The sequence below is a fragment of the Streptococcus sp. genome (assembly GCF_032481935.1).
Taxonomy (GTDB): domain Bacteria; phylum Bacillota; class Bacilli; order Lactobacillales; family Streptococcaceae; genus Streptococcus.
Genome location: NZ_JAWERU010000023.1, coordinates 1 through 26123 on the forward strand (window position 1 = coordinate 1; position 26123 = coordinate 26123).

Consider the following 26123-nt stretch of genomic DNA (forward strand, 5'->3'; position numbering starts at 1 on the left):
CATAGCTGATTTTTGAGCTGAGTTCTTTTCGTTTTGTTTAACGTTCAATTCAGCGCGTTTGATAGCTGATTTAATGTTTGCCAATGTTCTTACCTCCATTTTTACTAACTATACCATTATATCTGAAAACTTACGTTTTGACAAGGGAAAATTATTTTTTTAAGTAAATTTCATCAATTTCGTGATTTTTAGATTTATGGAGAATGACCTCTGCACGATTTCGTGTCGGTTCAATGTAATTCTGGAGATTGGTTAGGTTGATACTGGTCCAAACTTGGTGGGCAAAATCCTTGACTTCACTAAGAGGAAGTTGAGTGAAACGGTAGTAATAGTTGCCTGGATCATCCTGAGCAAAGCTAAGAAGTTTTAAGAAACGATCCAAATACCAGCTTTCAATATCCTCGACTGCAGCATCGACATAGATTGAAAAGTCAAAGAAATCAGTAATATAGAGACGGGCATTATGAGGATTTTGGAACACATTGATTCCCTCAACAATGACAAAATCAGCGGCTTGAACTCGTTGTTTTTGACCAGGGACAATATCATAGATTTCATGGGAATAAACAGGGATATCAACATCCTGCCCATTTTTGAGTTGATCCAGGAAATTAAGCAAAGCTTCCATATCGTAGCTCTCAGGAAAACCTTTACGATTAAGGATATCTTGCTCAATTAAAACACTATTTGAGTATAAAAAACCATCTGTAGTAACTAGTTCAACACTTGCTCCAGGAACGATACGAGACAGCAAAATTTGCAAGAGCCGACTAGTAGTTGATTTACCGACAGCGACACTTCCTGAAACTCCAATAATAAAGGGCTGTTTTTTGCTCTCTCTTTGAAGAAAAATGCCTTTTGAGAAGGCAAGGTCTTCTTTGGAACGTTTGTAAATCTGAATCAGATGTGCCAGTGGCAGATAGATATCCGTAACGTCTTGAAGGCTAATCTGGTCATTGAAACTCTTAATAGAATCTAACTCTTCCTCGGTCAGGGGAGGGGTTGTTTTGCGATGCAAGGATTGCCAAGTTTCGCGGTTTATCTTTTCAAAATGTAAAAATTCGTTGGTCATACTATATCCTCGTTTGATATCTTAGTATACCATATTTTAGAAAGAATAACCATCTGACCAATTGAGAAAAAGCGCTTTCTTTGTTAAAATATAAGGAGGAAAATCTATAAAGGAGGTGTTAAGATGAAAGCTAGATTAAGAGAAAAGGCGCTGGGTTTGTTCAGCCTATTTGTTATTTTTTTATGGTTATCACCAAACTGGGTGAATTTCTCCTTTACGATAGGAACTCAGAGCTATAACTGGACCACTTTTGTTTTGTTTATCTTATTACCCCTCATAGGTCTTGGCTACCTTGTGTTAGCTTTCTTTAAAAGAAAGTGGTGGCTCTTCTTTTTTGGTTTAGCTTGTATCTTTGCTTTTCCGATTACCATGGCAGTAGGGAGCTTTTTACTAGGGCCCTAATGCTAATCAGAACTTATATTATTTTTGTGGAAATACAACATGATTTAAGGGCTTGATACCTTTGAAAACGATTTACAAATAACTTATTTTTATGGTAAAATAGAACTATGAGTAAAATGTATTATGCAGAAAATCCAGATGCAGCCCATGATGTTCATGAACTTAGAGTTGAGCTCCTTGGGCAAAAGATGACCTTTTTGACAGATGCTGGAGTCTTTAGTAAAAAAATGATTGATTTCGGAAGTCAGTTGTTGTTAAGATGTCTAGATGTCGAAAAAGATGAAAAAATTCTTGATGTTGGTTGTGGCTACGGTCCAATAGGCTTGTCTTTGGTTAAAGCTTATGGTGCCCAAGCGACCATGGTGGATATCAATAATCGTGCCCTGGATTTAGCCCAGCAAAATGCAGTAAAAAACAAGGTTCAAGCGACTATCTTCCAGTCTAATATTTATGAGCAGGTAGAAGGACAATTTAACCATGTCATTTCGAATCCGCCCATACGTGCAGGCAAGCAAGTAGTTCACGAAATCATCGAAAAAAGTATAGACTTTTTAGTAGACGGTGGAGATTTGACTATTGTCATCCAAAAGAAACAAGGAGCTCCTAGTGCCAAAAGTAAGATGGAAGATGTATTTGGCAATTGTGAGGTTGTAAAGAAAGATAAGGGATATTATATCCTTAGAAGTGTGAAAGAATGAGAGCAGTAGATCTAATCCAGAAAAAAAGAGACGGCCAAGAACTAAGCTCCAGTGAGATTCAATGGTTGATTGAAGGTTATGTATCTGGAATTGTCCCTGATTACCAGATGGCGGCTTTTTCTATGGCAGTATATTTTCAGGGAATGAGTATCGATGAGATTTCTGACTTAACTATGAACATGGTGAAGACAGGTCAAGAATTTGATTTATCGCCAATCGAAGGCATTAAGGTGGATAAACACTCTACTGGTGGAGTTGGTGATAAGGTAACTTTAATCCTAGCACCTTTGGTAGCTAGTTTTGGTGTTCCGGTTGCTAAGATGAGTGGTAGAGGTCTGGGTCATACCGGTGGTACTATCGATAAATTAGAATCCATCAAAGGTTTTCAGATTGAACGAAATCAGGATGAATTTATCAAACAAGTTCAGGATATTGGGGTTTCAGTCATTGGCCAGTCCGATCAACTGGTTAAGGCTGATAAATTGCTCTATGCTCTTCGTGATGTGACGGCAACGGTTGATACTATTCCACTGATTGCTAGTTCTGTCATGAGTAAAAAGATTGCTGCTGGAGCGGATGCTATTTTGCTGGATGTTACTGTCGGTGAAGGTGCCTTTATGAAGACAGTCGACGAAGCGCGTGAGCTGGCTCAAACCATGGTGAATCTCGGGAAAGCTGTTGGTCGCAAGACAGTAGCAGTCATTACGGATATGAGTCAACCTCTAGGGCGCGCAATCGGTAACCGATTAGAAATCCTAGAAGCATTGGATATTCTTCAAGGAAAAGGACGACAAGATATTAGCCACTTTATCTGTGAGTTAGCCCAGATTATGCTATCTTTGGCAAATGTTGAAAAAACGGTCGAGGAAGTGAAAGAACATCTTGAGAATGGCAAGGCTCTTAAAAAATTTGAAGAGATGGTTCTTGCTCAAGGTGGAGATTTAAAAGATCTTTATCGACCTGTAACAGTTGATCATGTGGTAGAAATTCCTGCTCAGGAATATGGAGTCATTGAGGCACTGCCAGCCATGGAATTCGGTCTTTTCGCCATGAGATTAGGTGCTGGTCGTGCAGTCAAAACAGATGCTCTTGATTATGATACAGGGATTGTTTTTGAGAAGAAAGTTGGAGATTCGGTCAAAAAAGGTGAAATTGTCGCAAAAGTATATGCAAATGGCAAAATTTCTCCGGAACTAGTTACAGATTTCCAAAAATATGTTAAAATTAAGGTAAGTGAAGAAGCGTTAACATTACGTGAAATCATTGAAATTATCTCCTAATTTAAGGAAAAAATGATATGAAATTAAATAAATACATTGATCATACGCTTTTGAAGCAAGATGCGACAGTAGAACAAATTGATTCTTTGTTATCTGAAGCAAGAGAGTATGATTTCGCCAGTGTTTGTGTGAATCCTTGCTGGGTTTCTTACGCACATTCTGGTCTTCAAGGCACAGACGTTAAAGTCTGTACAGTTGTAGGTTTTCCTCTTGGAGCTACAACATCTGCAGTCAAGGCTTTTGAAACTAAAGAGGCCATCCAGAATGGAGCTGATGAGATTGATATGGTTATCAATGTTGGAGCGCTTAAATCTGGGAATGCTGACTTGGTCGAATCAGATATTCGAGCAGTTGTTGAGGCTAGCGGTGACAAACTCGTTAAAGTTATCATCGAAGCTTGCTTACTTACGAATGATGAAAAAGTGTTGGCTTGCCAGTTGGCTCAGAAAGCTGGAGCAGACTTTGTCAAGACTTCTACAGGATTCTCGACAGGTGGTGCAACCCTACCGGATGTTAAATTAATGCGCCAGACAGTTGGACCTGACATGGGAGTCAAAGCGGCTGGTGGAGCTCGTTCTTATGCAGATGCTGTAGCTTTTGTAGAAGCTGGAGCTACTCGTATCGGAACATCTGCTGGTGTAGCAATTTTAAAAGGAGAGTTAGCAGATGGCGACTACTGAGTTGATTGAATTAGCAATTGAAACTAGTAAAAACGCCTATGTTCCTTATTCACATTTTCCGATTGGCGCTGTTTTGGTAGCCAAGGACGGAAGTATCTATACAGGGGTTAACATTGAAAATGCTAGCTATCCCTTGACTAACTGTGGCGAAAGGACAGCTATCTTTAAGGCAGTTTCTGAAGGACAACGAGAGTTTTCAGAATTGATTGTTTATGGGGAAACTGAGAAACCTATTTCGCCTTGCGGTGCTTGTCGCCAAGTTATGGTCGAATTTTTTAAACCAGATCTAAAGGTGACCTTAGTTGCCAAAGATAAATCGACGGTCGAGATGACGGTCGGGGAATTACTTCCATACTCATTTACAGACTTGAAATAGTCTGTGTCACTCTCTGAGTGACAAGGGTCCTTGTGACCAATCAATCCATACTTGCAACTTCGTTGCGCATCTTATTTAGGAGGTTCAGTAATGAACAAGAAACAATGGCTAGGCCTTGGTCTAGTTGCAGTGGCAGCATTTGGACTTGCTGCATGTGGTAATCGCTCTTCTCGTAACGCAGCTTCTTCATCTTCTGATTTGAAGACTAAAGCAGCTATCGTTACAGATACTGGTGGTGTTGATGATAAATCATTCAACCAATCAGCTTGGGAAGGTCTTCAAGCTTGGGGTAAAGAGCACAATCTTGCAAAAGATAAAGGCTACACATACTTCCAATCAACAAGTGAAGCTGACTATGCTAACAACTTGAACCAAGCAGCAGGAAGCTACAACTTGATTTATGGTGTTGGTTTTGCCCTTCACAATGCAGTTGAAGAAGCAGCGAAAGAACATGCAGACTTGAACTATGTTTTGATTGATGATGTGATTAAAGATCAAAAGAACGTAGCAAGTGTAACATTTGCTGATAACGAAGCAGCTTACCTTGCAGGTGTAGCAGCAGCTAAAACTACTAAAACAAAACAAGTTGGTTTTGTAGGTGGTATGGAATCTGAAGTTATTTCTCGTTTCGCAGCTGGTTTCAAAGCTGGTGTTGAGTCAGTTGACCCATCTATCAAAGTACAAGTAGACTACGCTGGTTCATTTGGTGATGCTGCTAAAGGTAAAACAATCGCTGCAGCACAATACGCTGCAGGTGCAGACGTAATCTACCAAGCAGCTGGTGGTACTGGTGCAGGTGTCTTCTCAGAAGCTAAATCTTTGAATGAAAGCAAACACGAAGGCGAAAAAGTTTGGGTTATCGGTGTAGACCGTGACCAAGTTGAAGAAGGTAAATATACTTCTAAAGATGGTAAAGAATCAAACTTCGTACTTGCTTCTACTTTGAAACAAGTCGGAACAACAGTCCAAGATATCGCAAACAAAACTGAAAAAGGTGAATTCCCTGGCGGTCAAGTGATCGTTTACTCATTGAAGGATAAAGGGGTTGATCTAGTAACAACTAACCTTTCTGAAGAAGGTAAAAAAGCTGTTGAAGATGCAAAAGCTAAAATCCTTGATGGAAGTGTAAAAGTTCCTGAAAAATAATGGATGAAAGTCATTTCTTAGGGGAGCGGCCTGTGGCCGCTTCTTTAAGAATTGAGACAAAGTGTTTTGTCTCAATAGAGCTTGCTAAGTTTCTTTAGCAGGTTTTATTGAAACAAAATAAAACTCTGAAAGGAAGAGCACATGGCACACGAAAATGTCATTGAGATGCGTGAGATTACCAAGGTCTTTGGTGAGTTTGTCGCTAACGACAAGATCAACCTAGAACTTCGTAAAGGTGAAATTCATGCACTTTTAGGAGAAAATGGAGCTGGGAAGTCCACTCTTATGAATATGCTAGCAGGGCTTCTTGAACCAACTAGTGGTGAAATTGTAGTAAATGGACAGGTTGTTAAACTGGATTCACCATCGAAAGCTGCTAGTCTAGGGATTGGGATGGTTCACCAACACTTTATGTTGGTTGAGGCCTTCACAGTTGCTGAAAATATCATTTTGGGAAGTGAATTGACCAAAAACGGTGTGCTAGATATTGCTCGCGCAACTCGAGAAATCAATGAATTGTCTGAACGCTATGGTTTGGCGGTAGATCCCTCTGCTAAGGTAGCGGATATCTCTGTCGGAGCTCAACAACGTGTTGAGATTTTGAAGACTCTCTATCGTGGAGCAGACATTCTTATCTTTGACGAACCGACTGCTGTTTTAACACCATCAGAAATTGATGAGTTGATGGCTATCATGAAGAACCTAGTTAAGGAAGGCAAATCAATCATCCTTATTACTCACAAGTTGGATGAAATTCGTGCAGTTTCTGACCGCGTTACAGTTATCCGTCGTGGGAAATCAATCGAAACAGTTGAAATTGCTGGTGCAACTAATGCTGACTTGGCAGAAATGATGGTGGGACGTTCTGTTTCCTTTAAAACTGAGAAGCAAGCACCACAACCTAAAGAAGTCGTTCTTTCCATCAAAGACTTGGTTGTTAATGAAAACCGTGGTGTCCCTGCTGTTAAAAATCTCTCACTCGATGTTCGAGCTGGTGAGATTGTGGGGATTGCTGGGATTGATGGTAATGGTCAGTCAGAATTAATCCAAGCAATCACTGGACTCCGTAAGATTGAGTCTGGTAGTGTGGAGTTGAAAGGCCAGTCTATCGTAGGTTTACACCCTCGCCAAATTACAGAAATGAGTGTGGGCCACGTTCCTGAAGACCGTCACCGTGATGGTTTGGTCTTGGAAATGATGATTTCTGAGAACATTGCTCTTCAAACCTACTATAAGGAACCTCTTAGCAAGAAGGGAATCTTAAATTACACCAATATCATCGGGTACGCTAAAAAGTTAATGCAAGAATTCGATGTGCGTGCTGCTAGTGAGATCGTTCCAGCCTCAGCTCTTTCTGGAGGAAATCAACAAAAAGCAATTATCGCTCGTGAAGTTGATCGAAATCCTGATCTCCTCATCGTCAGCCAACCAACTCGTGGTTTGGACGTCGGTGCCATTGAGTACATTCACAAACGCTTGATTCAAGAACGTGATAATGGGAAAGCTGTCCTTGTAGTCAGCTTTGAACTAGATGAGATATTAAATGTTTCAGATAGAATTGCCGTTATCCATGATGGTAAGATTCAAGGGATTGTAACGCCAGAAACAACCAACAAGCAAGAGCTTGGAGTCTTGATGGCTGGTGGTGAATTGGAAAAGGAGAAGAGTGATGTCTAAAAAATTACAACAAATTTCGGTTCCCTTGATTTCTGTTATTTTAGGAATTCTACTCGGAGCCATCGTCATGTGGATTTTTGGCTATGATGCTATTTGGGGTTATGAAGAGTTGTTCTACACAGCCTTTGGTAGTGTTCGTGGAATCGGTGAAATTTTCCGTGCCATGGGGCCACTAGTCTTGATTGCTCTTGGATTTGCAGTTGCGAGTCGTGCTGGTTTCTTTAATGTCGGGCTTCCAGGACAAGCACTCGCTGGCTGGGTTATGAGTGGTTGGTTTGCTCTTTCGAATCCAGATTTGCCACGTCCATTGTTGATTCTTGCGACAGTTGTCATTGCGTTGGTGGCTGGAGGAATCGTTGGTGCCATTCCTGGTATTTTAAGGGCCTACCTTGGAACATCTGAAGTCATTGTAACCATCATGATGAACTACATTGTTCTCTATACAAGTAATGCCTTTATCCACTCTTTCCCTAAAGATATCATGCAAAGTACAGACTCATCTATCCGAGTAAGTGCAAACGCAACTTATCAAACACCTTGGCTTGCTGAGTTAACAGGAAACTCTCGTATGAATATTGGGATTTTCTTTGCCATCATTGCAGTTGCAGTTATTTGGTTCTTGCTTAAGAAGACAACTCTCGGTTTTGAAATCCGTGCAGTTGGTCTTAATCCAAATGCTTCTGAATACGCAGGTATTTCAGCTAAACGCACCATTATTCTATCAATGATTATCTCAGGTGCTCTTGCAGGTCTAGGTGGAGCTGTAGAAGGACTTGGTACCTTCCAAAACGTCTATGTTCAAGGTTCATCATTGGCAGTTGGATTTAATGGTATGGCGGTAAGTCTGCTTGCTTCAAACTCACCAGTTGGAATTCTATTTGCAGCCTTCTTGTTCGGAGTGCTTCAAGTTGGAGCCCCTGGTATGAATGCTGCACAAGTGCCATCTGAGCTTGTAAGTATCGTTACAGCCTCAATTATCTTCTTTGTCAGCGTTCATTACATCATCGAACGCTATGTCAAACCAAGAAAACAACTTAAAGGAGGTAAATAAGGATGTCGATTACAACAATGCTAACCCTTATGGTTTCTTCAATGTTGATTTACTCAGCACCACTTATTTTCACAAGTATCGGAGGCGTTTTCTCTGAACGTGGTGGAGTTGTTAACGTTGGACTTGAAGGAATCATGGTCATGGGTGCCTTCTCTGGAGTTGTTTTTAACCTTGAATTTGCACAAGATTTGGGAGCATTAACTCCTTGGTTGGCTCTTCTAGTTGGTGGATTAGTCGGAGCTATCTTCTCACTGATTCACGCAGTAGCTACAGTTCATTTTCGTGCTGACCATGTTGTCAGTGGTACCGTACTTAACTTGATGGCGCCAGCCTTGGCAGTCTTCTTGGTGAAGGTGCTTTATAACAAGGGACAAACGGATAACTTAACGCAAACTTTTGGACGTTTTGATTTCCCTCTTTTGGCTAATATCCCAGTTATCGGAGATATCTTCTTCAAGTCAACAAGTTTACTTGGTTACCTAGCAATTGCCTTCTCATTCTTAGCATGGTTTATCCTCTTTAAGACTCGCTTTGGACTTCGTCTTCGTTCAGTTGGTGAACACCCACAAGCAGCAGATACTTTGGGGATTAATGTCTACAAGATGAGATATCTTGGAGTTGTGATTTCAGGTTTCCTTGGAGGAATCGGTGGAGCTATCTACGCTCAGTCAATTTCCGTTAACTTCTCAGTTACAACCATCGTTGGACCTGGATTTATCGCACTTGCTGCCATGATCTTTGGTAAATGGAATCCTGTTGGTGCTATGCTTTCAAGTCTTTTCTTTGGGCTATCACAAAGTTTGGCAGTTATCGGTTCTCAGCTTCCTTTCTTGCAAGGAGTACCAGCCGTTTACTTGCAAATCGCACCATATCTCTTGACCATTGTCGTCCTAGCAGCCTTCTTTGGTAAAGCTGTTGCACCGAAGGCAGATGGTATCAACTATATCAAATCTAAATAAACAAAAAAGCGTCGGTTTGAAACTGACGCTTTATTGTTTAGGTTTTTGATGGGTAAGATTTAGTCCCCAAGGAACTAGGTTCTCAGTTTTGTTTTGAATACGATTGATGTTATCCTTATGGCGAATGATAATTAAGCTTGCGAGGGCTAGGATAATCACTACAAATAATAAATCGTAACTTGGTAGTAGGAAACCGATAAGTGGAAAGAGAATCACCCCAAGTACAGCAGCAAGGGCAGCAGTAACACTAGAGAGAGAAATCATACTTCCTAGATAAAGAGTTCCGAAGAAAACAACTGCTAGATAGAGGCAAAATAGAGGAGCAAATCCAAAAATAACTCCTGCGCTGGTAGCGACAGCCTTGCCACCCTTGAATTTGGCAAAGATTGGGAAGGTGTGGCCAATGACTGCTAAAAGCCCAAAGACGATTGGTGAAACTCCCTGCACATGGAAGATTAGTGGAAGTAGAGTGGCCAAAGTACCTTTAAAGAAATCAATTACAAAGGTTGCCATCCCAGCTTTCTTACCTAAGATTCGGAAGGTATTGGTTGTTCCAGTATTACCAGATCCATGTTCTCTTAGATTGATGTTAAAGAATATTTGTCCAATCCACAAGCCTGAAGGAATTGAACCCAATAAATAAGCTAAAATTAATAATACTATTGTCATCATGTTTCTATTATACCATGAATTAGGAGAGAAACGAAACTGAATCTGTTTACTAGCTGTGACATCTGATACTTTATCAAACTTGATAAGTTTATCATGAGTACCATTTTTATTCAAAAATAAAGGCCAAAGTTTTAAAAATTCATGAAAATTTCTGAAAAACTTGATTTTGTGTTTATTTATGCTATAATAGGAACAATTATTTTTAGGAGGTGGAATATGTCTTACTTATTCGAGATATTGCCAAGTTTATTGAGCGGTGCGACAATGACTTTACAAGTTTTTGCACTGGTCTTGCTTTTTTCAATCCCTTTAGGCATTTTGGTTGCCTTTTGCTTACAGGTCCATTGGAAACCCCTCCATTACATGATTGATGTTTATATCTGGGTGATGCGTGGGACCCCTTTACTTTTGCAGTTGATTTTTATTTATTATGTCCTGCCAAGTATCGGAATTCGACTCGACCGAGTACCAGCAGCCATTATTGCCTTCACGCTTAATTATGCAGCTTATTTTGCAGAAATATTCCGTGGAGGGATTGCAACCATTCCTCAGGGACAATATGAGGCAGCCAAGGTTTTAAAATTTAATCCTATCGACACTGTTCGCTACATTATCTTGCCACAGGTGACCAAGATAGTCCTACCAAGTGTATTTAACGAGGTTATGAGTTTGGTTAAGGATACTTCTTTGGTTTATGCACTCGGTATTTCAGATTTAATCCTAGCCAGTCGAACTGCAGCCAATCGTGATGCTAGCTTGATTCCAATGTTTCTAGCAGGAGCTATTTATCTGCTTATGATTGGTATCGTTACAATCCTAGCTAAGAAACTTGAGAAGAAGTTCAGCTACTATAGATAGGAGGTTATCCATGTTAGAGTTAAGAAATATCAGCAAAAAATTTGGAAAAAAAGAAATTTTATCCAATTTCAGTTTAACAATTCCTGAAAAGCAAATTTTGGCCATCGTTGGACCTTCTGGTGGTGGGAAGACTACCTTGCTTAGAATGTTAGCTGGACTAGAAACCATTGATTCAGGAGAGATTTTTTATAATGGAGAATCCCTACCTTTGGATGAACTTGAAAAGCGTCACTTGTTAGGTTTTGTCTTTCAAGATTTTCAGCTTTTTCCTCACTTATCCGTTATGGAGAACTTGATTTTGTCACCTATCAAGACTATGGGGATGTCTGAAGCAGATGCTAAGAAGAAGGCAATCGACTTACTAACTCGTCTTGGGCTTGAAGCCCATGTGGATGCCTATCCTTATTCCTTGTCTGGTGGTCAAAAGCAACGGGTTGCCTTAGCACGTGCAATGATGATAGATCCAGAAGTGATTGGGTATGATGAACCAACTTCTGCCCTTGATCCAGAGTTGCGTCTCGAAGTTGAAAAACTGATTTTACAAAATAGAGAATTAGGCATGACTCAAATTGTGGTAACCCACGATCTCCAGTTTGCAGAGAATATCGCTGACCAGATTCTCAAAGTAGAGCCTAAGTAGGAGGTGTCTATGAATCGAAAGAAAATCAGCCTTGTTTTGGTGTTCTTTCTGGCTTTTTTCCTGGTAGGATGCACGCAAAAGGCTAGCAATCCTAAAGTAGATAATTGGGAAAAATACCAACAACAAGGAAGCATTACTATTGGATTTGACAATACCTTTGTTCCTATGGGCTTTGAAGAAAAGAATGGGCAATATGCTGGATTTGATATTGATTTAGCCCAAGCCGTTTCTGAGAAACTAGGGTTCAAGGTCCAGTTTCAACCCATTGATTGGGATATGAAAGAAACAGAACTTCAAAATGGTACTATTGATGCTATCTGGAATGGGTATTCTGCAACGGATGAACGCCGTGAGAAGGTAGCTTTTACCATTCCTTATATGGAGAATCAGCAGGTTCTCGTCTCTAAAAAATCGCAAAATATTCAATCAGTGTCTGATATGGCAGGAAAGATTTTGGGGGCTCAAGCAGGTTCTTCTGGTTATCTAGATTTCGAAGCTCAACCAGAACTCTTAAAAAATATCGTAAAAGATCAAAAAGCAAACCAGTATCAGAGCTTTAATGAAGCCTTGATTGACTTGCAAAATGATCGGATTGATGCCCTCTTAATAGACCGTGTTTACGCCAATTATTATCTTGAAACTGAAGGAATTTTAGACCAGTATGAGATTTTTCCAGCAGGTTTTGAGAGCGAGTCTTTTGCAGTTGGAGTGAGACAAGCTGATAAGACCTTGTTAGACAATTTAAATAAAGCTTTTGTCGAGCTCTATCAAGAAGGAAAATTCCAAGAAATCAGCCAGAAATGGTTTGGTGAAGATATAGCAACAAGCCAAGTTAAAGGAAAAGAAAACTGAGACTCTCGTCTTGGTTTCTTTTTTTAGAGTGGGAATGAGTGATTCTTGTCCTAAATAGGACTTGTGAATAGGCTTTTAACTTGAAAATTTTGCAAAATCCTTAGAAAACCTGTAAAATAGAAAAGATGAACAAATAGGAGGTTCCTTGTGTCAAAAAAGGAAATCAATATTAACAATTATAATGATGACGCCATTCAGGTGCTAGAAGGGTTGGATGCAGTCCGTAAACGTCCAGGGATGTATATCGGATCGACTGACGGTGCTGGGCTACATCACCTTGTTTGGGAAATTGTCGATAATGCAGTCGATGAAGCCTTATCTGGATTTGGTGATCGCATTGATGTAACGATTAATAAAGATAGAAGTTTAACGGTTCAAGACCACGGACGTGGGATGCCGACTGGGATGCACGCTATGGGGATTCCAACGGTTGAGGTTATTTTTACCATTCTCCACGCTGGAGGAAAATTCGGTCAAGGTGGCTACAAGACTTCTGGTGGTCTTCACGGGGTTGGTTCTTCTGTCGTCAATGCCCTCTCTAGTTGGCTCGAAGTAGAAATTACACGTGATGGGGCTGTTTACAAACAACGCTTTGAAAATGGTGGGAAGCCAGTAACAACTCTTGAAAAGGTTGGAACGGCACCAAAATCTAAGACAGGTACAAAAGTGACCTTCATGCCTGATGCTAGTATCTTTTCTACGACAGACTTCAAGTACAATACCATTTCAGAGCGTCTCAATGAGTCGGCCTTTCTCTTGAAGAATGTTACCTTGTCACTAACAGACAAACGGACAGATGAATCTATCGAATTCCATTATGAGAATGGAGTACAAGACTTTGTTTCCTACCTCAATGAAGACAAGGAAACCTTGACGCCAGTCCTTTACTTTGAAGGCGAAGATAATGGTTTTCAAGTAGAAGTAGCCCTTCAGTATAACGATGGATTTTCAGATAACATCTTGTCCTTTGTTAATAACGTCCGTACCAAGGACGGTGGAACGCATGAGACAGGACTCAAGTCTGCCATTACCAAAGTTATGAACGACTATGCGCGAAAAACTGGCCTTCTCAAAGAAAAAGATAAAAACCTAGAAGGTTCAGATTACCGTGAAGGGTTGGCGGCAGTTCTTTCCATCCTTGTTCCTGAAGAACATTTGCAGTTTGAAGGACAGACTAAGGATAAACTAGGAAGTCCACTTGCTCGTCCGGTTGTAGATGGTATTGTAGCTGATAAATTAACTTTCTTCCTTATGGAAAATGGGGAGTTGGCTTCTAATCTGATTCGCAAGGCAATCAAGGCGCGTGATGCCCGTGAAGCAGCACGTAAGGCGCGTGACGAGAGTCGTAATGGCAAGAAGAATAAGAAAGACAAGGGCTTGCTTTCTGGGAAATTAACCCCAGCCCAGTCTAAAAATCCAGCTAAGAATGAACTTTACCTAGTCGAAGGAGATTCTGCCGGTGGTTCTGCTAAGCAAGGCCGTGACCGTAAATTCCAGGCTATCTTGCCTCTTCGAGGTAAGGTTATTAATACAGCCAAGGCTAAGATGGCGGATATCCTCAAAAATGAAGAAATCAATACCATGATTTATACCATCGGTGCAGGTGTTGGAGCAGACTTTTCTCTTGAAGATGCTAACTATGACAAGATTATTATCATGACAGATGCGGATACCGACGGTGCCCACATTCAAACTCTACTTTTAACTTTCTTTTATCGCTATATGCGTCCACTAGTCGAAGCTGGACATGTCTATATCGCCCTTCCTCCACTTTACAAGATGTCTAAAGGTAAAGGCAAGAAAGAAGAAGTGGCCTATGCTTGGACGGATGGCGAGCTAGAGGAACTACGTAAGCAGTTCGGTAAAGGGGCTACCCTCCAACGCTACAAGGGGCTTGGTGAGATGAATGCGGACCAACTCTGGGAAACAACCATGAACCCAGAAACTCGAACTCTCATTCGTGTCACGATTGAAGACTTAGCACGTGCAGAACGTCGTGTCAATGTCCTCATGGGTGACAAGGTCGAACCACGTCGTAAGTGGATCGAAGACAATGTCAAGTTTACGCTGGAAGAAGCGACAATGTTTTAAAATTAGGATATAAATACAAATGGAGGACAAGATATGTCTGAAAATCTAAGTGAAGAGCAAGTTAAAGAAGCTCTTGAAAGTGGCTATGCGCAATCTGAGGCCCTATTAAACGATAAAGATGAATTAGATGATTTTTTGTATCGTTTGGAGCAAAGAATTAAAGAGATGCCATTGGTTGGTAAGAAATTTACAATGATCCCAGTCATGATTTCTTTAGTGAAAAATTATGCTCAAGGGAAATACACAACGGTTCCTTATGGAACTATTTTAGCCGTTTTAAGCGCACTTATTTATTTCCTTTCCCCAATTGACATTATTCCAGATTTTATTCCGTTAGCAGGCTACTTGGATGATATGGCTGTTGTAGGACTTTGTATGAATATGGTCAAAATAGACATTGAAACCTATGATAAATGGCGTCAGTCTCAAGGATTGATCTGAAAAATCGTCTATATTTCTTAATTTTAGCTCTCTAAAAGAGGTATAAATCATGATCAGTTTATTGTTTGATACTCCTTTTCTTGTGATAGTCCTAGTTCTAGGCGCAGTGATATATATGATTGCTAAACAAGGAAAACCTGAGCAAAGTCGCTTTCTTGAATTTTTACTACTAACCATAGTAATTGCAAGTGTCTTTTTATTTGATAATCCTTTAAGGTCTAATCCTTATGCAGGATTGCTCTTCTATGTTTTTGACTTCTATATTTTCACACCAGTGAGCCTTGCTTTTGGATTCACAGCTATTTATAAGAGCAATAAACATCTCAAGCATTATCCTAATAGTTACTCAAAATTTCTTAGGATAAATGCCTGGTTTTTAGCAATATTTTCGATTATTAACTTCCTCTTTTTAATGCTGACGGAAGAAATGGGAATTATGTTACTACTACCACTTTTTGGAATCAGTTCTATTATCCAATTTATAGTCGGAGAGCTTGAAAGAAAAAGAGTTCGAAAACTTCAACAACAAAAGCAAGATGATTTTCCTTTTACTAGTCTGACTTCAGATGAGGATGTTATAGATGAGAACTGAAACAGAAATGATGAATCTGATTTTACAAATAGCTGAAACTTTAAAAGTCGAAGCTGTGGCTATATCTGGTTCAAGAACAGAGGATCGAGCTCCCAAGGATGAGTTCCAAGACTATGATGTGGTCTACATTGTGGAGGATTTGGATGGCCTGACGGCCGACCTTGCTTGGTTGGAAGAGTTTGGCAAGCGCATCATCGAGCAGCATAACGTACTTGACCATCGCCGCCTCTATCTCATGCTCTTTGAAGATGCCAATCGCATCGATTTGACCCTCTGTCCTAAAGATCACATCAACGAATGGGTGGATAGTGAGGCAGGATTCACAGTTTTAGTAGATGAGAAGGGTTTGTTTGAGTCTTATTCTCCAAGTTTAGGGCGTTACTGGACGAATCCAGCTAGAGCGATTGATTTTGAAAAATCTTGTAATGAATTTTGGTGGGTGTCAGCCTACGTGGTCAAAGGAATTTGTCGTAAGCAAGTCATTTATGCAACGGACCATCTCTACGGTATTTGTCAGCAAGAACTCTTGAAAATCTTAGCTTGGCAGGTAGCAAGTGATAGAGGAGTAATCGACATCGGTAAGAACTACAAGTACCTCTTTAACTACTTGCCTTCTGAGAAGGAGAAGGAATTTTCTGTTCTTCTTGATTTCTCAAGTTTAGACAAAATCACTCAGTCTTTATTTGCTACCATGCAACTTTTCCACCAAGAAGCTCAATATCTTGCTCAAAAGATGGGATTTAAGTATGAAAAAGAAGTGGCTGAGAAGATGATTGAGTACGCTAAAGAAAAACTTCTAAATCAAAATAAAGAACACAATTTAAAAGATTAAACTACGGAAAGGGCCGTTTGGTTACTGAAGGTAACTAAATTCCTTTATTCTGTAAAATCTACTCAACATTTTTGGAAAGGAGTTGAACACGCCCTAAATGCTGTGTGAAAAAGATAAATTCTCTTGTGAGCATCGCTCACTGTGAGAATTTCATATTTTCACTTTGCATTTTACGGGCTTTGTATCCTATATGAGTAATATCCAAAATATGTCCCTAGAGGACATCATGGGAGAGCGCTTTGGTCGCTACTCCAAGTACATCATTCAAGATCGGGCTTTGCCAGACATTCGGGATGGATTGAAGCCGGTTCAACGTCGTATTCTTTATTCGATGAATAAGGATGGCAATACTTTTGACAAGAGCTACCGTAAGTCGGCCAAGTCTGTCGGGAACATCATGGGGAATTTCCACCCACATGGTGACAGTTCCATCTATGACGCCATGGTGCGCATGTCTCAGGACTGGAAAAACCGTGAGATTCTAGTTGAAATGCACGGTAATAATGGTTCGATGGACGGAGATCCGCCTGCGGCTATGCGTTATACAGAGGCGCGTTTGTCTGAGATTGCAGGCTATCTCCTTCAAGATATCGATAAAAAGACAGTTCCCTTTGCTTGGAACTTTGACGATACGGAGAAAGAGCCAACTGTCTTACCAGCAGCCTTTCCAAACCTCTTAGTCAATGGTTCAACTGGGATTTCAGCTGGGTATGCCACAGATATTCCACCGCATAATTTGGCTGAAGTTATTGATGCGACAGTCTACATGATTGATCACCCAACTGCCAAGGTAGATAAGTTGATGGAATTCTTGCCTGGACCAGATTTCCCTACAGGAGCCATTATTCAAGGACGAGACGAAATCAAAAAGGCCTATGAAACTGGTAAGGGGCGCGTGGTTGTTCGTTCTAAGACAGAAATTGAGAAGCTTAAAGGTGGTAAGGAACAAATCGTTATCACTGAGATTCCTTATGAAATCAATAAGGCTAACTTGGTCAAGAAAATCGATGAAGTTCGTGTCAATAACAAGGTGGCAGGTATCGCTGAGGTTCGGGATGAGTCTGACCGTGACGGTCTTCGCATTGCTATTGAACTCAAGAAAGATGCGAATACCGAGCTTGTTCTCAACTATCTTTTCAAGTATACTGACCTACAAATCAACTACAACTTTAATATGGTGGCTATTGACAATTTCACCCCTCGTCAGGTTGGAATTGTGCCTATATTGTCTAGCTATATTGCCCACCGTCGTGAAGTCATCTTGGCACGTTCTCGCTTTGACAAGGAAAAGGCTGAAAAACGTCTCCATATCGTGGAAGGTTTGATTCGTGTCATCTCTATTTTAGATGAAGTCATTGCTCTTATCCGTGCTTCTGAGAACAAGGCTGATGCCAAAGAGAACCTCAAGGTCAGCTATGATTTTACAGAAGAACAGGCTGAGGCCATCGTTACCTTGCAATTGTATCGTTTGACCAATACAGACGTGGTTGTCTTGCAGGAAGAAGAAGCAGAACTACGTGAAAAGATTGCTATGCTTGCGGCTATCATCGGTGACGAACGAACCATGTACAATCTCATGAAGAAAGAACTCCGTGAAGTCAAGAAGAAATTTGCGACTCCACGTTTGAGTACTTTAGAAGATACAGCAAAAGTGATTGAGATTGATACAGCTAGTCTTATCGCTGAAGAAGATACTTACGTCAGCGTGACTAAGGCGGGCTATATCAAACGTACTAGCCCTCGTTCCTTTGCAGCTTCAACACTTGAAGAAATTGGTAAACGGGACGACGACCGATTGCTATTCGTTCAATCTGTCAAAACTACTCAGCACCTCTTAATCTTTACAACGCTTGGAAATGTCATTTACCGACCAGTCCATGAGTTAGCAGATATTCGTTGGAAGGATATCGGAGAGCATTTGAGCCAGTCTATTACAAACTTTGAAACCAATGAAGAAGTGATCTATGTAGAAGTTGTGGATCAGTTTGATGATGCGACAACTTACTTTGTAGCGACTCGCCTTGGTCAAATCAAACGTGTCGAACGCAAAGAATTTTCTCCATGGAGAACCTATCGCTCTAAGTCTGTCAAATATGCTAAGTTGAAAGATGAGACTGACCAGATTGTAGCAGTAGCTCCGATTAAATTGGATGATGTCCTATTAATCAGTAAGAATGGCTACGCTCTTCGCTTTAATATCGAAGAGGTTCCAGTTGTGGGTGCTAAAGCTGCAGGTGTCAAAGCTATGAATCTGAAAGCAGATGATGTGATACAAGCAGCCTTTATCTGCAACACTTCATCTTTCTATCTTTTGACGCATCGTGGAAGTCTTAAGCGCGTTTCGATTGAGGAAATTCCAGCAACCAGTCGTGCTAATCGTGGTCTTCAAGTCCTTAGAGAATTAAAGAGCAAACCACATCGTGTCTTCCTTGCTGGTGCAGTATCAGAGCAAGGATTTGTTGGAGATCTCTTTAGTACAGAAGTAGAAGATGGAGAGCAAACGCTTGTCATCCAATCAAATAATGGAACGACTTACGAAGCAATCCTACAAGATTTAAATCTATCGGAACGCACAAGCAATGGAAACTTCATTTCAGATAGCATTTCTGATGAAGAAGTTTTTGATGCTTATCTCAAAGATATCTTTAAAGAAGACAAAGAAAATTAAAAATCAGTCCTAGTGACTGATTTTTTATAAGTAAAATTTTCAGAAAATTACAAATAATACTTGAATTTTTAGGAGAATAGTGTAGAATAGAACACAGAGCTTGATTAGAATAAAGGAGATTGTCATGACAGTTACGATTGATTGGGAAAATCTCGGTTTTTCCTATATGAAACTACCTTATCGTTATATCGCTAATTTTAAAAATGGACAATGGTCTCAAGGAGAATTAACAGAAGATGCAACCTTGCATATTTCAGAATCATCTCCAAGCCTTCACTATGGACAGCAAGCATTTGAAGGATTGAAAGCCTATCGTACAAAGGATGGCAGTATTCAACTCTTCCGTCCAGATGAAAATGCTAAACGTCTGCAACGTACCTGTGATCGTCTCTTGATGCCACAAGTTCCAACAGAAATGTTTGTAGAGGCTTGTAAAGCCGTTGTTCGTGCAAATGAAGAATACGTACCCCCTTATGGAACTGGTGGAACTCTTTACCTTCGTCCGCTCTTGATTGGTGTTGGAGATATCATTGGGGTAAAACCAGCTGAGGAGTATATTTTTACCATCTTTGCTATGCCAGTTGGAAATTACTTTAAGGGTGGATTGGTTCCAACAAACTTCTTGATTCAAGACGAGTATGACCGTGCTGCACCAAATGGAACAGGGGCTGCCAAGGTCGGTGGTAACTATGCAGCGAGTCTTTTGCCAGGAAAAATGGCTAAATCCCGTCATTTCTCAGATGTTATTTATCTAGACCCATCAACCCACACTAAGATTGAAGAAGTTGGTTCAGCGAACTTCTTTGGAATTACAGCTGATAATGAGTTTGTAACCCCATTGAGTCCGTCAATTTTGCCATCGATTACCAAGTATTCATTGCTTTACTTGGCAGAGCATCGTTTAGGCTTGAAGCCTGTTGAGGGAAATGTACCAATTGATAACTTGGCTCGATTTGTAGAAGCAGGTGCCTGCGGTACTGCGGCAGTTATCTCACCAATTGGAGGAATCCAACATGGTGATGACTTCCACGTTTTCTACAGTGAGACAGAGGTTGGTCCAGTGACTCGTAAACTATACGATGAATTGACAGGTATTCAATTTGGTGACATTGAAGCACCAGAAGGTTGGATTGTAAAAGTAGATTAAAAATTATTAAAGGAGATCTTTATGAAAACGAAAAAGTGGATGTTAACAGCAGGAGTGGTCCTGAGTACAGCAGTTCTTCTTGTAGCCTGTGGTAAAGCCGACAAGGAAGCAGATGCGCCTACAACCTTCTCTTATGTCTATGGAGTAGACCCATCATCTTTGGACTACAGTATCGCAACTCGTACTTCAACAACTGATATCATCGGTAACGTTGTTGATGGTTTGTTGGAAAACGATGAATATGGAAATTTGATTCCTTCCCTCGCTGAGGATTGGAGTGTCTCACAAGACGGTTTGACTTATACTTATAAACTTCGTAAAGGGGTTAAATGGTACACGTCAGAAGGTGAAGAATACGCTGAAGTAACTGCGCATGATTTTGTTACAGGGTTGAAACACGTAGCTGATGGCAAATCAGACGGTGTCACTCTTATTCAAAACTCAATTAAGGGTTTGAATGAGTATATGACTGGTGAGACTAACGATTTCTCAACAGTTGGAGTTAAGGCAGTGGATGATTATACTGTTGAGTACACTCTAAACGCACCTGAAACTTTCTGGAATTCCAAAGTAACTTCAGCAACTATGTTGCCAGTAAATGAAGAATTCCTCAAAGCTTCTGGTAAAAATTATGGAACGGTCAGTCCAGCTGGTATTCTTTATAACGGTCCATATATTTTGAAGACATTGACTTCAAAATCTTTAATCGAATATGAAAAGAACCCAAATTATTGGGATAAAGAGAAGGTTAAAATCGAGAAAGTTAAATTAACTTACTATGATGGTTCAGACCAAGAATCCTTGATCCGTAGCTTCTCTTCGGGTGTTTACACAACAGCTCGCCTCTTCCCAAGTAGCTCAAACTTTGCTTCTACTTTGGAACAATACGGGGATAAAATTACATATAGTCCACAGGATTCAACTAGTTACTACTTTACCTTTAACGTAAACCGTCAATCTTTCAATAAGACAGCGAAAACAAGTGAAGAACAGAAAACTTCTACAAAAGAAGCAATGTTGAACAAGGACTTCCGTCAAGCCATCAACTTTGCCTTCAACCGTCATTCTTATGCTGCCCAACTCAATGGTGAAGATGGTGCGGACAAGATTATTCGTAATAGCCTAGTACCAGACAATTTCGTTCAATCTGGTGGCAAAAACTTTGGTGATATCGCTCAAAAAGAATTGGTCAACTATGGGGACCAATGGAAAGGTGTTGAGCTCGTTGACGGAAAAGATACCATCTACAATCCTGACAAAGCCAAAGCTTCATTTGAAAAAGCTAAGAAAGAATTGGAATCAAAAGGTGTAACCTTCCCAATTCACTTGGATGTCCCAGTTGAACAGACAAATACAATTGCTGTTCAACAAAGCAATTCCTTCAAGCAATCAATCGAATCAACTCTTGGTTCTGAAAATGTCGTCATCGATGTCCTTCAAATGACTGACAATGAAAAGGAAAGTATTACATCACAAGCGCGTGTTCCTGCTCAAAAAGACTATGATTTGAATAATACTGGATGGGCTCCAAGTTATCAAGACCCAGCAAGTTATCTCAATATCATGGATCCTAAGACCGGTTCTGCTATGAAACATCTTGGTATTACTAAAGGAAAAGACAAGGAAGTAGTAGCTCAACTTGGTTTAGACCAATATAAGAAACTCCTAGATGATGCAGTTTCTGAGACAAACGATTTGAATAAGAGATATGAAAAATATGCTAAAGCCCAAGCTTGGCTCACAGATAGCTCTCTCTTGATACCGACAGCCTCATCAGGTGGTTCACCAGTTGTCAGCAACATCGTTCCTTTCTCAAAACCATACTCACAAGTTGGTATTAAGGGTGATCCGTACATCTTCAAGGGAATGAAATTGCAAAAAGAGATTGTAACTGCTAAAGAATATCAAGCAGCTCTTGAAAAATGGCAAAAAGAAAAATTGGAATCAAACAATAAATACCAAAAAGAACTAGAAAGTCATGTCAAATAAAACAGACTAGTGTTTTGGGAAAGAGGCCTATATGGAATGGATTAAACTAATAGGGATAGTTATCATTGTGGTTGGTTTTATCTATAAATTGGATACCATCGCAACGGTAGTCTTAGCTAGTTTAGTTACAGCTCTAGTTTCTGGAGTTTCTCTTGTTGAATTCTTGGAAATTTTGGGAAAAGAATTTAGTAATCAACGAGTTCTTACGATTTTTATGGTAACCTTGCCACTGGTAGGTTTATCTGAAACTTTTGGCCTCAAGCAACGTTCGATTGACTTGATTCAAAAGATTAAAGGTCTGACCGTAGGAAGTTTTTATACAGTGTATTTCTTTTTTCGGGAACTCGATAGCTTCTTTGCCATCCGTCTAGGAGGACATCCGCAGTTTGTAAGGCCTTTGGTTCAACCCATGGGACAAGCAGCAGCAGAGTCTCAATTAGGTAGAAAATTAACGGAGCAGGAGAGCGAAGCGCTAAAAGCGCGTGCAGCAGCAAATGATAATTTTGCAAATTTCTTTGCTCAGAACACTTTCGTTGGTGCAGGTGGTGTCCTCTTGGTGGGGGGCACTCTGGACCAATTGGGTTATGAAAGTAATTATGCAGGAATCGCTTCGGCTTCGCTTATTGTTGCAGGAGTGGCCCTACTTGTGGTAGGAATTTACAATTACCTGTTTGATAGAAAACTGCTAGTGAAAAAGCTTAGTAAAGGAAAAGAAGAATGAGCAATCTAGCAAGTCAGTTATTAGAGTTGACCTATATTGTGATTGGTTGTCAATTCCTTCATACGGCTTATTGTAGCTATAAAGATAAAACAAACCCAGTTCGCTTTGGAACAGCTGGGTTTTGGGCTTTATTGGGCATCAGTTTTATCGGTGGTTCTTATCTACCTTCTATCTGTATTGGAGTTATCGTAGTGCTATTAGCACTACTAACTCTCTTTAAACAGGTTCGTATCGGAACCTTACCGTCTCTGGATGAAGTCAAGGCAAACATTGAAGCTAAACGACTAAAGAATAAAATTTTTATTCCGGTCATGTTAATGGCTTTGATTGCTTTGGTATTAGCAAAAATGATTCCTGACTTTAGTAAGATTGCTATCAGCCTTGCAGCATTTTTTGCAACCATCTCTCTTTTATTGATTACTAAGAATTCTCCTAAAAGCTTGTTAGCAGAAAATAATCGCATGGTTCAGCAAGTCTCAACTAGTGGGATTGTGCCTCAACTTTTAGGGGCTTTGGGAGCAATTTTTACCGTTGCAGGCGTTGGAGACTTGATTTCGCATTTAATAAGCGGTTTAGTTCCTTCGGGTAGTCGTTTTATGGGTGTAGTGGCTTATGTCCTTGGGATGGTTCTATTCTCCATGATAATGGGGAATGCATTTGCTGCCTTCACGGTTATTACTGCTGGAATTGGTGTTCCCTTTGTATTTGCCTTGGGAGCTGATCCAATCGTGGCTGCAGCTCTAGCAATGACGGCAGGTTGCTGTGGAACCTTATTGACTCCAATGGCGGCTAACTTTAATGCTTTACCGGCAGCTCTCCTGGATATGAAAGATTCAAATGGGGTTATTAAAGCGCAGGTAGGAGTAGCTATTGTCATGATTATCATCCATGTATTTTTGATGTACTTTTTGGCATTTTAGCAAAGGAAATAAAATGAAAATATTAGTTACAGGTTTTGATCCTTTCGGTGGTGAAAAGGTCAATCCAGCCTTGGAAGCTGTTAAATCATTACCGTCAGAGATTCATGGCGCAGAGGTTCATTGGGTAGCAATCCCAACGGTCTTTTATCAATCAGCAGAGGTTTTAGAAGCAGAAATAAATCGATACCATCCAGATGCTGTGCTTTGCATCGGACAGGCAGGAGGAAGAGCTAGTCTAACTCCTGAGCGAGTTGCCATCAATCAAGATGATGCTAGAATTCCAGATAACCAAGGGAATCAGCCGATTGATACTCCTATTCGCCTAGACGGTCAAGCAGCTTATTTCAGCACTCTACCAATCAAAGCAATGGTACAAGCGATAAAGGAGGAAGGGTTACCAGCTACAGTGTCCAATACAGCAGGAACCTTTGTTTGCAATCATTTGATGTATCAGGCTCTCTATTTAGCGGATAAAAAGTTTCCCAATATGAGAGCAGGATTTATGCATATTCCTTATATGACAGAACAAGTGATCAATAAACCTAATACAGCATCTATGAATTTAACTGATATCGTCAGAGGTATCGAAGCTGCAATTGGTGCTATCGTAGATTATAAAGATAAGGACATAAAATTAGTGGGTGGGACAACCCACTAACAATGAGTCTTCCCTAGATTAAAAAAATAGATTCTCTCACAAAAACTCTTTATCAAGGCTGCCCTTATAAAGAGTTTTTTCTTGCCAGTTTTTTAAATTTCTTGTACAATAAGAAGAGTGAAAAGAGGTATGGTATGAGTAAAAAAGATAAAAAAATTGAAATTCAATTAACAGACGCAACTGTTTTAGTTGGTCAGGAAAAGTTTGAAGGCTACACATTAACCATTGGGAAAAAGATTATCGGTGAAATTGCTGAACTAGATAATCAATTCGCAATCATAAAGAATGGAAATGTCGATAGTTTTTATAAAAAACTTGAAAAAGCTGTGGAAATTTTGATTGAAAACTATAATTTAGCAAAATAAAGCTTGTTTTTTGTAAATTTTCATGATATAATAGTTTTTGTTGAACATTGGAGAGATAGCGAAGAGGCTAAACGCGGCGGACTGTAAATCCGCTCCTTCGGGTTCGGGGGTTCGAATCCCTCTCTCTCCATTTCACTTTTGGGGTATAGCCAAGCGGTAAGGCAAGGGACTTTGACTCCCTCATGCGTTGGTTCGAATCCAGCTACCCCAGTTCTTAGGTAATAAATTCAAGATAAAAAGAAAAATATCTTAGGGTATTTTATTTTTATAATTGAAGGACGTGAACGATATAACATGTCTTTGCGGGTGCTTAGGAAAAAATTATAAGTATGTCAAGTTTAAGAAAAACTTGATTGTTGGAGGATTTTTTAGATGAACGAATTTGAAGATTTGCTAAATAGCGTTAGCCAAGTTCGTTAGCCAAGTTGAGCCAGGTGATGTTGTTAGTGCTGAAGTATTGACAGTTGATGCTACTCAAGCTAATGTTGCAATCTCTGGAACTGGTGTTGAAGGTGTCTTGACTCTTCGCGAATTGACAAACGATCGCGATGCAGATATCAATGACTTTGTAAAAGTAGGTGAAGTATTGGATGTTCTTGTACTTCGTCAAGTAGTTGGTAAAGATACTGATACAGTAACATACCTTGTATCTAAAAAACGCCTTGAAGCTCGCAAAGCATGGGACAAACTTGTAGGACGCGAAGAAGAAGTTGTTACAGTTAAAGGAACTCGCGCTGTTAAGGGTGGACTTTCAGTAGAATTTGAAGGTGTACGTGGATTTATCCCAGCTTCAATGTTGGATACTCGTTTTGTACGTAACACTGAGCGTTTTGTAGGTCAAGAGTTTGATGCTAAAATCAAAGAAGTTGATCCTAAAGAAAACCGCTTCATCCTTTCACGTCGTGAAGTTGTAGAAGCAGCAACTGCAGCAGCTCGTGCTGAAGTATTCGGTAAATTGGCTGTTGGTGATGTTGTAACTGGTAAAGTTGCGCGTATCACAAGCTTCGGTGCTTTCATCGACCTTGGTGGTGTTGACGGATTGGTTCACTTGACTGAATTGTCACACGAACGTAACGTTTCACCAAAATCAGTTGTAACTGTTGGTGAAGAAGTTGAAGTGAAAATCCTTGATCTTAACGAAGAAGAAGGACGTGTATCACTTTCACTTAAAGCTACAACACCTGGACCATGGGATGGCGTTGAGCAAAAATTGGCTAAAGGTGATGTTGTAGAAGGTACAGTTAAACGTTTGACTGACTTCGGTGCATTTGTTGAAGTATTGCCAGGTATCGATGGACTTGTTCACGTATCACAAATTTCACACAAACGTATTGAA

At 40.2% G+C, this 26123-nt stretch carries 24 protein-coding genes, 2 tRNA genes and 3 pseudogenes; 26 read left to right on the forward strand and 3 right to left on the reverse strand.

The window, feature by feature from the left end; genetic code table 11:
• Together E7C97_RS05825 and coaA are read right to left on the reverse strand one after the other, a co-directional pair.
• Nucleotides 1–99: pseudogene (locus tag E7C97_RS05825) on the reverse strand (30S ribosomal protein S20); the annotation flags it as partial.
• 52 nt (nt 100–151) lie between these two features.
• Nucleotides 152–1072 (reverse strand): type I pantothenate kinase, encoded by a 921-nt coding sequence (gene coaA, locus E7C97_RS05830; RefSeq protein WP_316108443.1) that lies wholly within the window; start codon nt 1070–1072, stop codon nt 152–154.
• Nucleotides 1073–1195: 123 nt separating this feature from the next.
• On the opposite strand from coaA, the gene E7C97_RS05835 reads away from it, so the two are divergent.
• The 9 genes from E7C97_RS05835 (at nt 1196) to E7C97_RS05875 (ending at nt 9341) form a co-directional block, all read left to right on the forward strand.
• A complete protein-coding gene (locus E7C97_RS05835; protein WP_316108444.1) occupies nt 1196–1474 on the forward strand; it encodes a 1,4-dihydroxy-2-naphthoate prenyltransferase in 279 nt (92 codons plus the stop codon).
• Nucleotides 1475–1581: 107 nt separating this feature from the next.
• Nucleotides 1582–2172, forward strand: coding sequence for a class I SAM-dependent methyltransferase (locus E7C97_RS05840; RefSeq protein ID WP_316108445.1), 591 nt, complete (start codon nt 1582–1584; stop codon nt 2170–2172).
• Nucleotides 2169–3452, forward strand: a complete 1284-nt coding sequence (locus tag E7C97_RS05845) for a pyrimidine-nucleoside phosphorylase (RefSeq protein WP_316108446.1) — start codon at nt 2169–2171, stop codon at nt 3450–3452. Before E7C97_RS05840 ends, E7C97_RS05845 begins: the two co-directional genes overlap by 4 nt.
• A 17-nt stretch (nt 3453–3469) precedes the next feature.
• On the forward strand, nt 3470–4132 hold the full coding sequence (gene deoC / locus E7C97_RS05850; protein ID WP_316108447.1) for a deoxyribose-phosphate aldolase: 663 nt from the start codon (nt 3470–3472) through the stop codon (nt 4130–4132).
• A complete protein-coding gene (locus E7C97_RS05855; protein ID WP_316108448.1) occupies nt 4119–4508 on the forward strand; it encodes a cytidine deaminase in 390 nt (129 codons plus the stop codon). Before deoC ends, E7C97_RS05855 begins: the two co-directional genes overlap by 14 nt.
• Nucleotides 4509–4598: 90 nt before the next feature.
• Nucleotides 4599–5654: a BMP family protein gene (locus tag E7C97_RS05860; protein ID WP_316108449.1), complete on the forward strand. Its 1056-nt coding sequence runs from the start codon at nt 4599–4601 to the stop codon at nt 5652–5654.
• A 141-nt stretch (nt 5655–5795) separates the two neighbouring features.
• Nucleotides 5796–7331, forward strand: coding sequence for an ABC transporter ATP-binding protein (locus tag E7C97_RS05865; protein ID WP_316108450.1), 1536 nt, complete (start codon nt 5796–5798; stop codon nt 7329–7331).
• Entirely contained in the window at nt 7324–8382 is a 1059-nt protein-coding gene (locus E7C97_RS05870) for an ABC transporter permease (RefSeq protein ID WP_316108451.1), read from the forward strand. Before E7C97_RS05865 ends, E7C97_RS05870 begins: the two co-directional genes overlap by 8 nt.
• A 2-nt stretch (nt 8383–8384) precedes the next feature.
• Nucleotides 8385–9341 (forward strand): ABC transporter permease, encoded by a 957-nt coding sequence (locus tag E7C97_RS05875; protein WP_316108452.1) that lies wholly within the window; start codon nt 8385–8387, stop codon nt 9339–9341.
• A 30-nt stretch (nt 9342–9371) separates the two neighbouring features.
• Here E7C97_RS05875 and plsY read toward each other — a convergent pair whose 3' ends face one another.
• Nucleotides 9372–10013, reverse strand: coding sequence for a glycerol-3-phosphate 1-O-acyltransferase PlsY (gene plsY, locus E7C97_RS05880; protein WP_316108453.1), 642 nt, complete (start codon nt 10011–10013; stop codon nt 9372–9374).
• 216 nt (nt 10014–10229) lie between these two features.
• On the opposite strand from plsY, the gene E7C97_RS05885 reads away from it, so the two are divergent.
• From E7C97_RS05885 to rpsA, 17 genes and pseudogenes are all read left to right on the forward strand, one after another.
• Nucleotides 10230–10871 carry an amino acid ABC transporter permease gene (locus E7C97_RS05885; RefSeq protein ID WP_316108454.1) on the forward strand — a complete coding sequence of 214 codons (642 nt, stop codon included), beginning with the start codon at nt 10230–10232 and terminating at the stop codon, nt 10869–10871.
• 10 nt (nt 10872–10881) lie between these two features.
• On the forward strand, nt 10882–11511 hold the full coding sequence (locus E7C97_RS05890; RefSeq protein ID WP_316108455.1) for an amino acid ABC transporter ATP-binding protein: 630 nt from the start codon (nt 10882–10884) through the stop codon (nt 11509–11511).
• A 9-nt stretch (nt 11512–11520) separates the two neighbouring features.
• The gene (locus E7C97_RS05895) at nt 11521–12363 is read left to right on the forward strand and encodes an amino acid ABC transporter substrate-binding protein (RefSeq protein WP_316108456.1); all 843 of its coding nucleotides are present in this window, start codon (nt 11521–11523) and stop codon (nt 12361–12363) included.
• Between the two features lie 147 nt (nt 12364–12510).
• Nucleotides 12511–14454, forward strand: coding sequence for a DNA topoisomerase IV subunit B (gene parE, locus E7C97_RS05900; RefSeq protein WP_316108457.1), 1944 nt, complete (start codon nt 12511–12513; stop codon nt 14452–14454).
• 273 nt (nt 14455–14727) lie between these two features.
• Nucleotides 14728–14826: pseudogene (locus E7C97_RS05905) on the forward strand (YkvA family protein); the annotation flags it as partial.
• 118 nt (nt 14827–14944) lie between these two features.
• Nucleotides 14945–15487 (forward strand): hypothetical protein, encoded by a 543-nt coding sequence (locus tag E7C97_RS05910; protein WP_316108458.1) that lies wholly within the window; start codon nt 14945–14947, stop codon nt 15485–15487.
• Complete coding sequence (locus tag E7C97_RS05915) at nt 15477–16319, forward strand: aminoglycoside 6-adenylyltransferase (protein WP_316108459.1); 843 nt, start codon at nt 15477–15479, stop codon at nt 16317–16319. The genes E7C97_RS05910 and E7C97_RS05915 overlap by 11 nt, the downstream gene beginning before the upstream one ends.
• A 190-nt stretch (nt 16320–16509) precedes the next feature.
• Nucleotides 16510–18987: a DNA topoisomerase IV subunit A gene (gene parC / locus E7C97_RS05920; RefSeq protein ID WP_316108460.1), complete on the forward strand. Its 2478-nt coding sequence runs from the start codon at nt 16510–16512 to the stop codon at nt 18985–18987.
• Between the two features lie 124 nt (nt 18988–19111).
• Nucleotides 19112–20134 (forward strand): branched-chain amino acid aminotransferase, encoded by a 1023-nt coding sequence (locus E7C97_RS05925; protein ID WP_075227703.1) that lies wholly within the window; start codon nt 19112–19114, stop codon nt 20132–20134.
• A 21-nt stretch (nt 20135–20155) separates the two neighbouring features.
• Nucleotides 20156–22123 carry a peptide ABC transporter substrate-binding protein gene (locus E7C97_RS05930; RefSeq protein WP_070460980.1) on the forward strand — a complete coding sequence of 656 codons (1968 nt, stop codon included), beginning with the start codon at nt 20156–20158 and terminating at the stop codon, nt 22121–22123.
• A gap of 31 nt (nt 22124–22154) precedes the next feature.
• Nucleotides 22155–22844: a 5-oxoproline transporter, DUF969 family subunit gene (locus E7C97_RS05935; protein WP_316108461.1), complete on the forward strand. Its 690-nt coding sequence runs from the start codon at nt 22155–22157 to the stop codon at nt 22842–22844.
• The gene (locus E7C97_RS05940) at nt 22841–23764 is read left to right on the forward strand and encodes a 5-oxoproline transporter, DUF979 family subunit (RefSeq protein WP_316108462.1); all 924 of its coding nucleotides are present in this window, start codon (nt 22841–22843) and stop codon (nt 23762–23764) included. The genes E7C97_RS05935 and E7C97_RS05940 overlap by 4 nt, the downstream gene beginning before the upstream one ends.
• Before the next feature lie 13 nt (nt 23765–23777).
• Nucleotides 23778–24422, forward strand: a complete 645-nt coding sequence (gene pcp / locus E7C97_RS05945) for a pyroglutamyl-peptidase I (protein ID WP_316108463.1) — start codon at nt 23778–23780, stop codon at nt 24420–24422.
• A 134-nt stretch (nt 24423–24556) separates the two neighbouring features.
• Nucleotides 24557–24787, forward strand: a complete 231-nt coding sequence (locus tag E7C97_RS05950) for a DUF2969 domain-containing protein (RefSeq protein WP_000037109.1) — start codon at nt 24557–24559, stop codon at nt 24785–24787.
• Between the two features lie 49 nt (nt 24788–24836).
• Nucleotides 24837–24917 (forward strand) — tRNA-Tyr (locus E7C97_RS05955).
• 9 nt (nt 24918–24926) lie between these two features.
• Nucleotides 24927–24998: transfer RNA gene (locus tag E7C97_RS05960), tRNA-Gln, on the forward strand.
• Between the two features lie 161 nt (nt 24999–25159).
• Nucleotides 25160–26123: pseudogene (rpsA, locus tag E7C97_RS05965) on the forward strand (30S ribosomal protein S1); the annotation flags it as partial.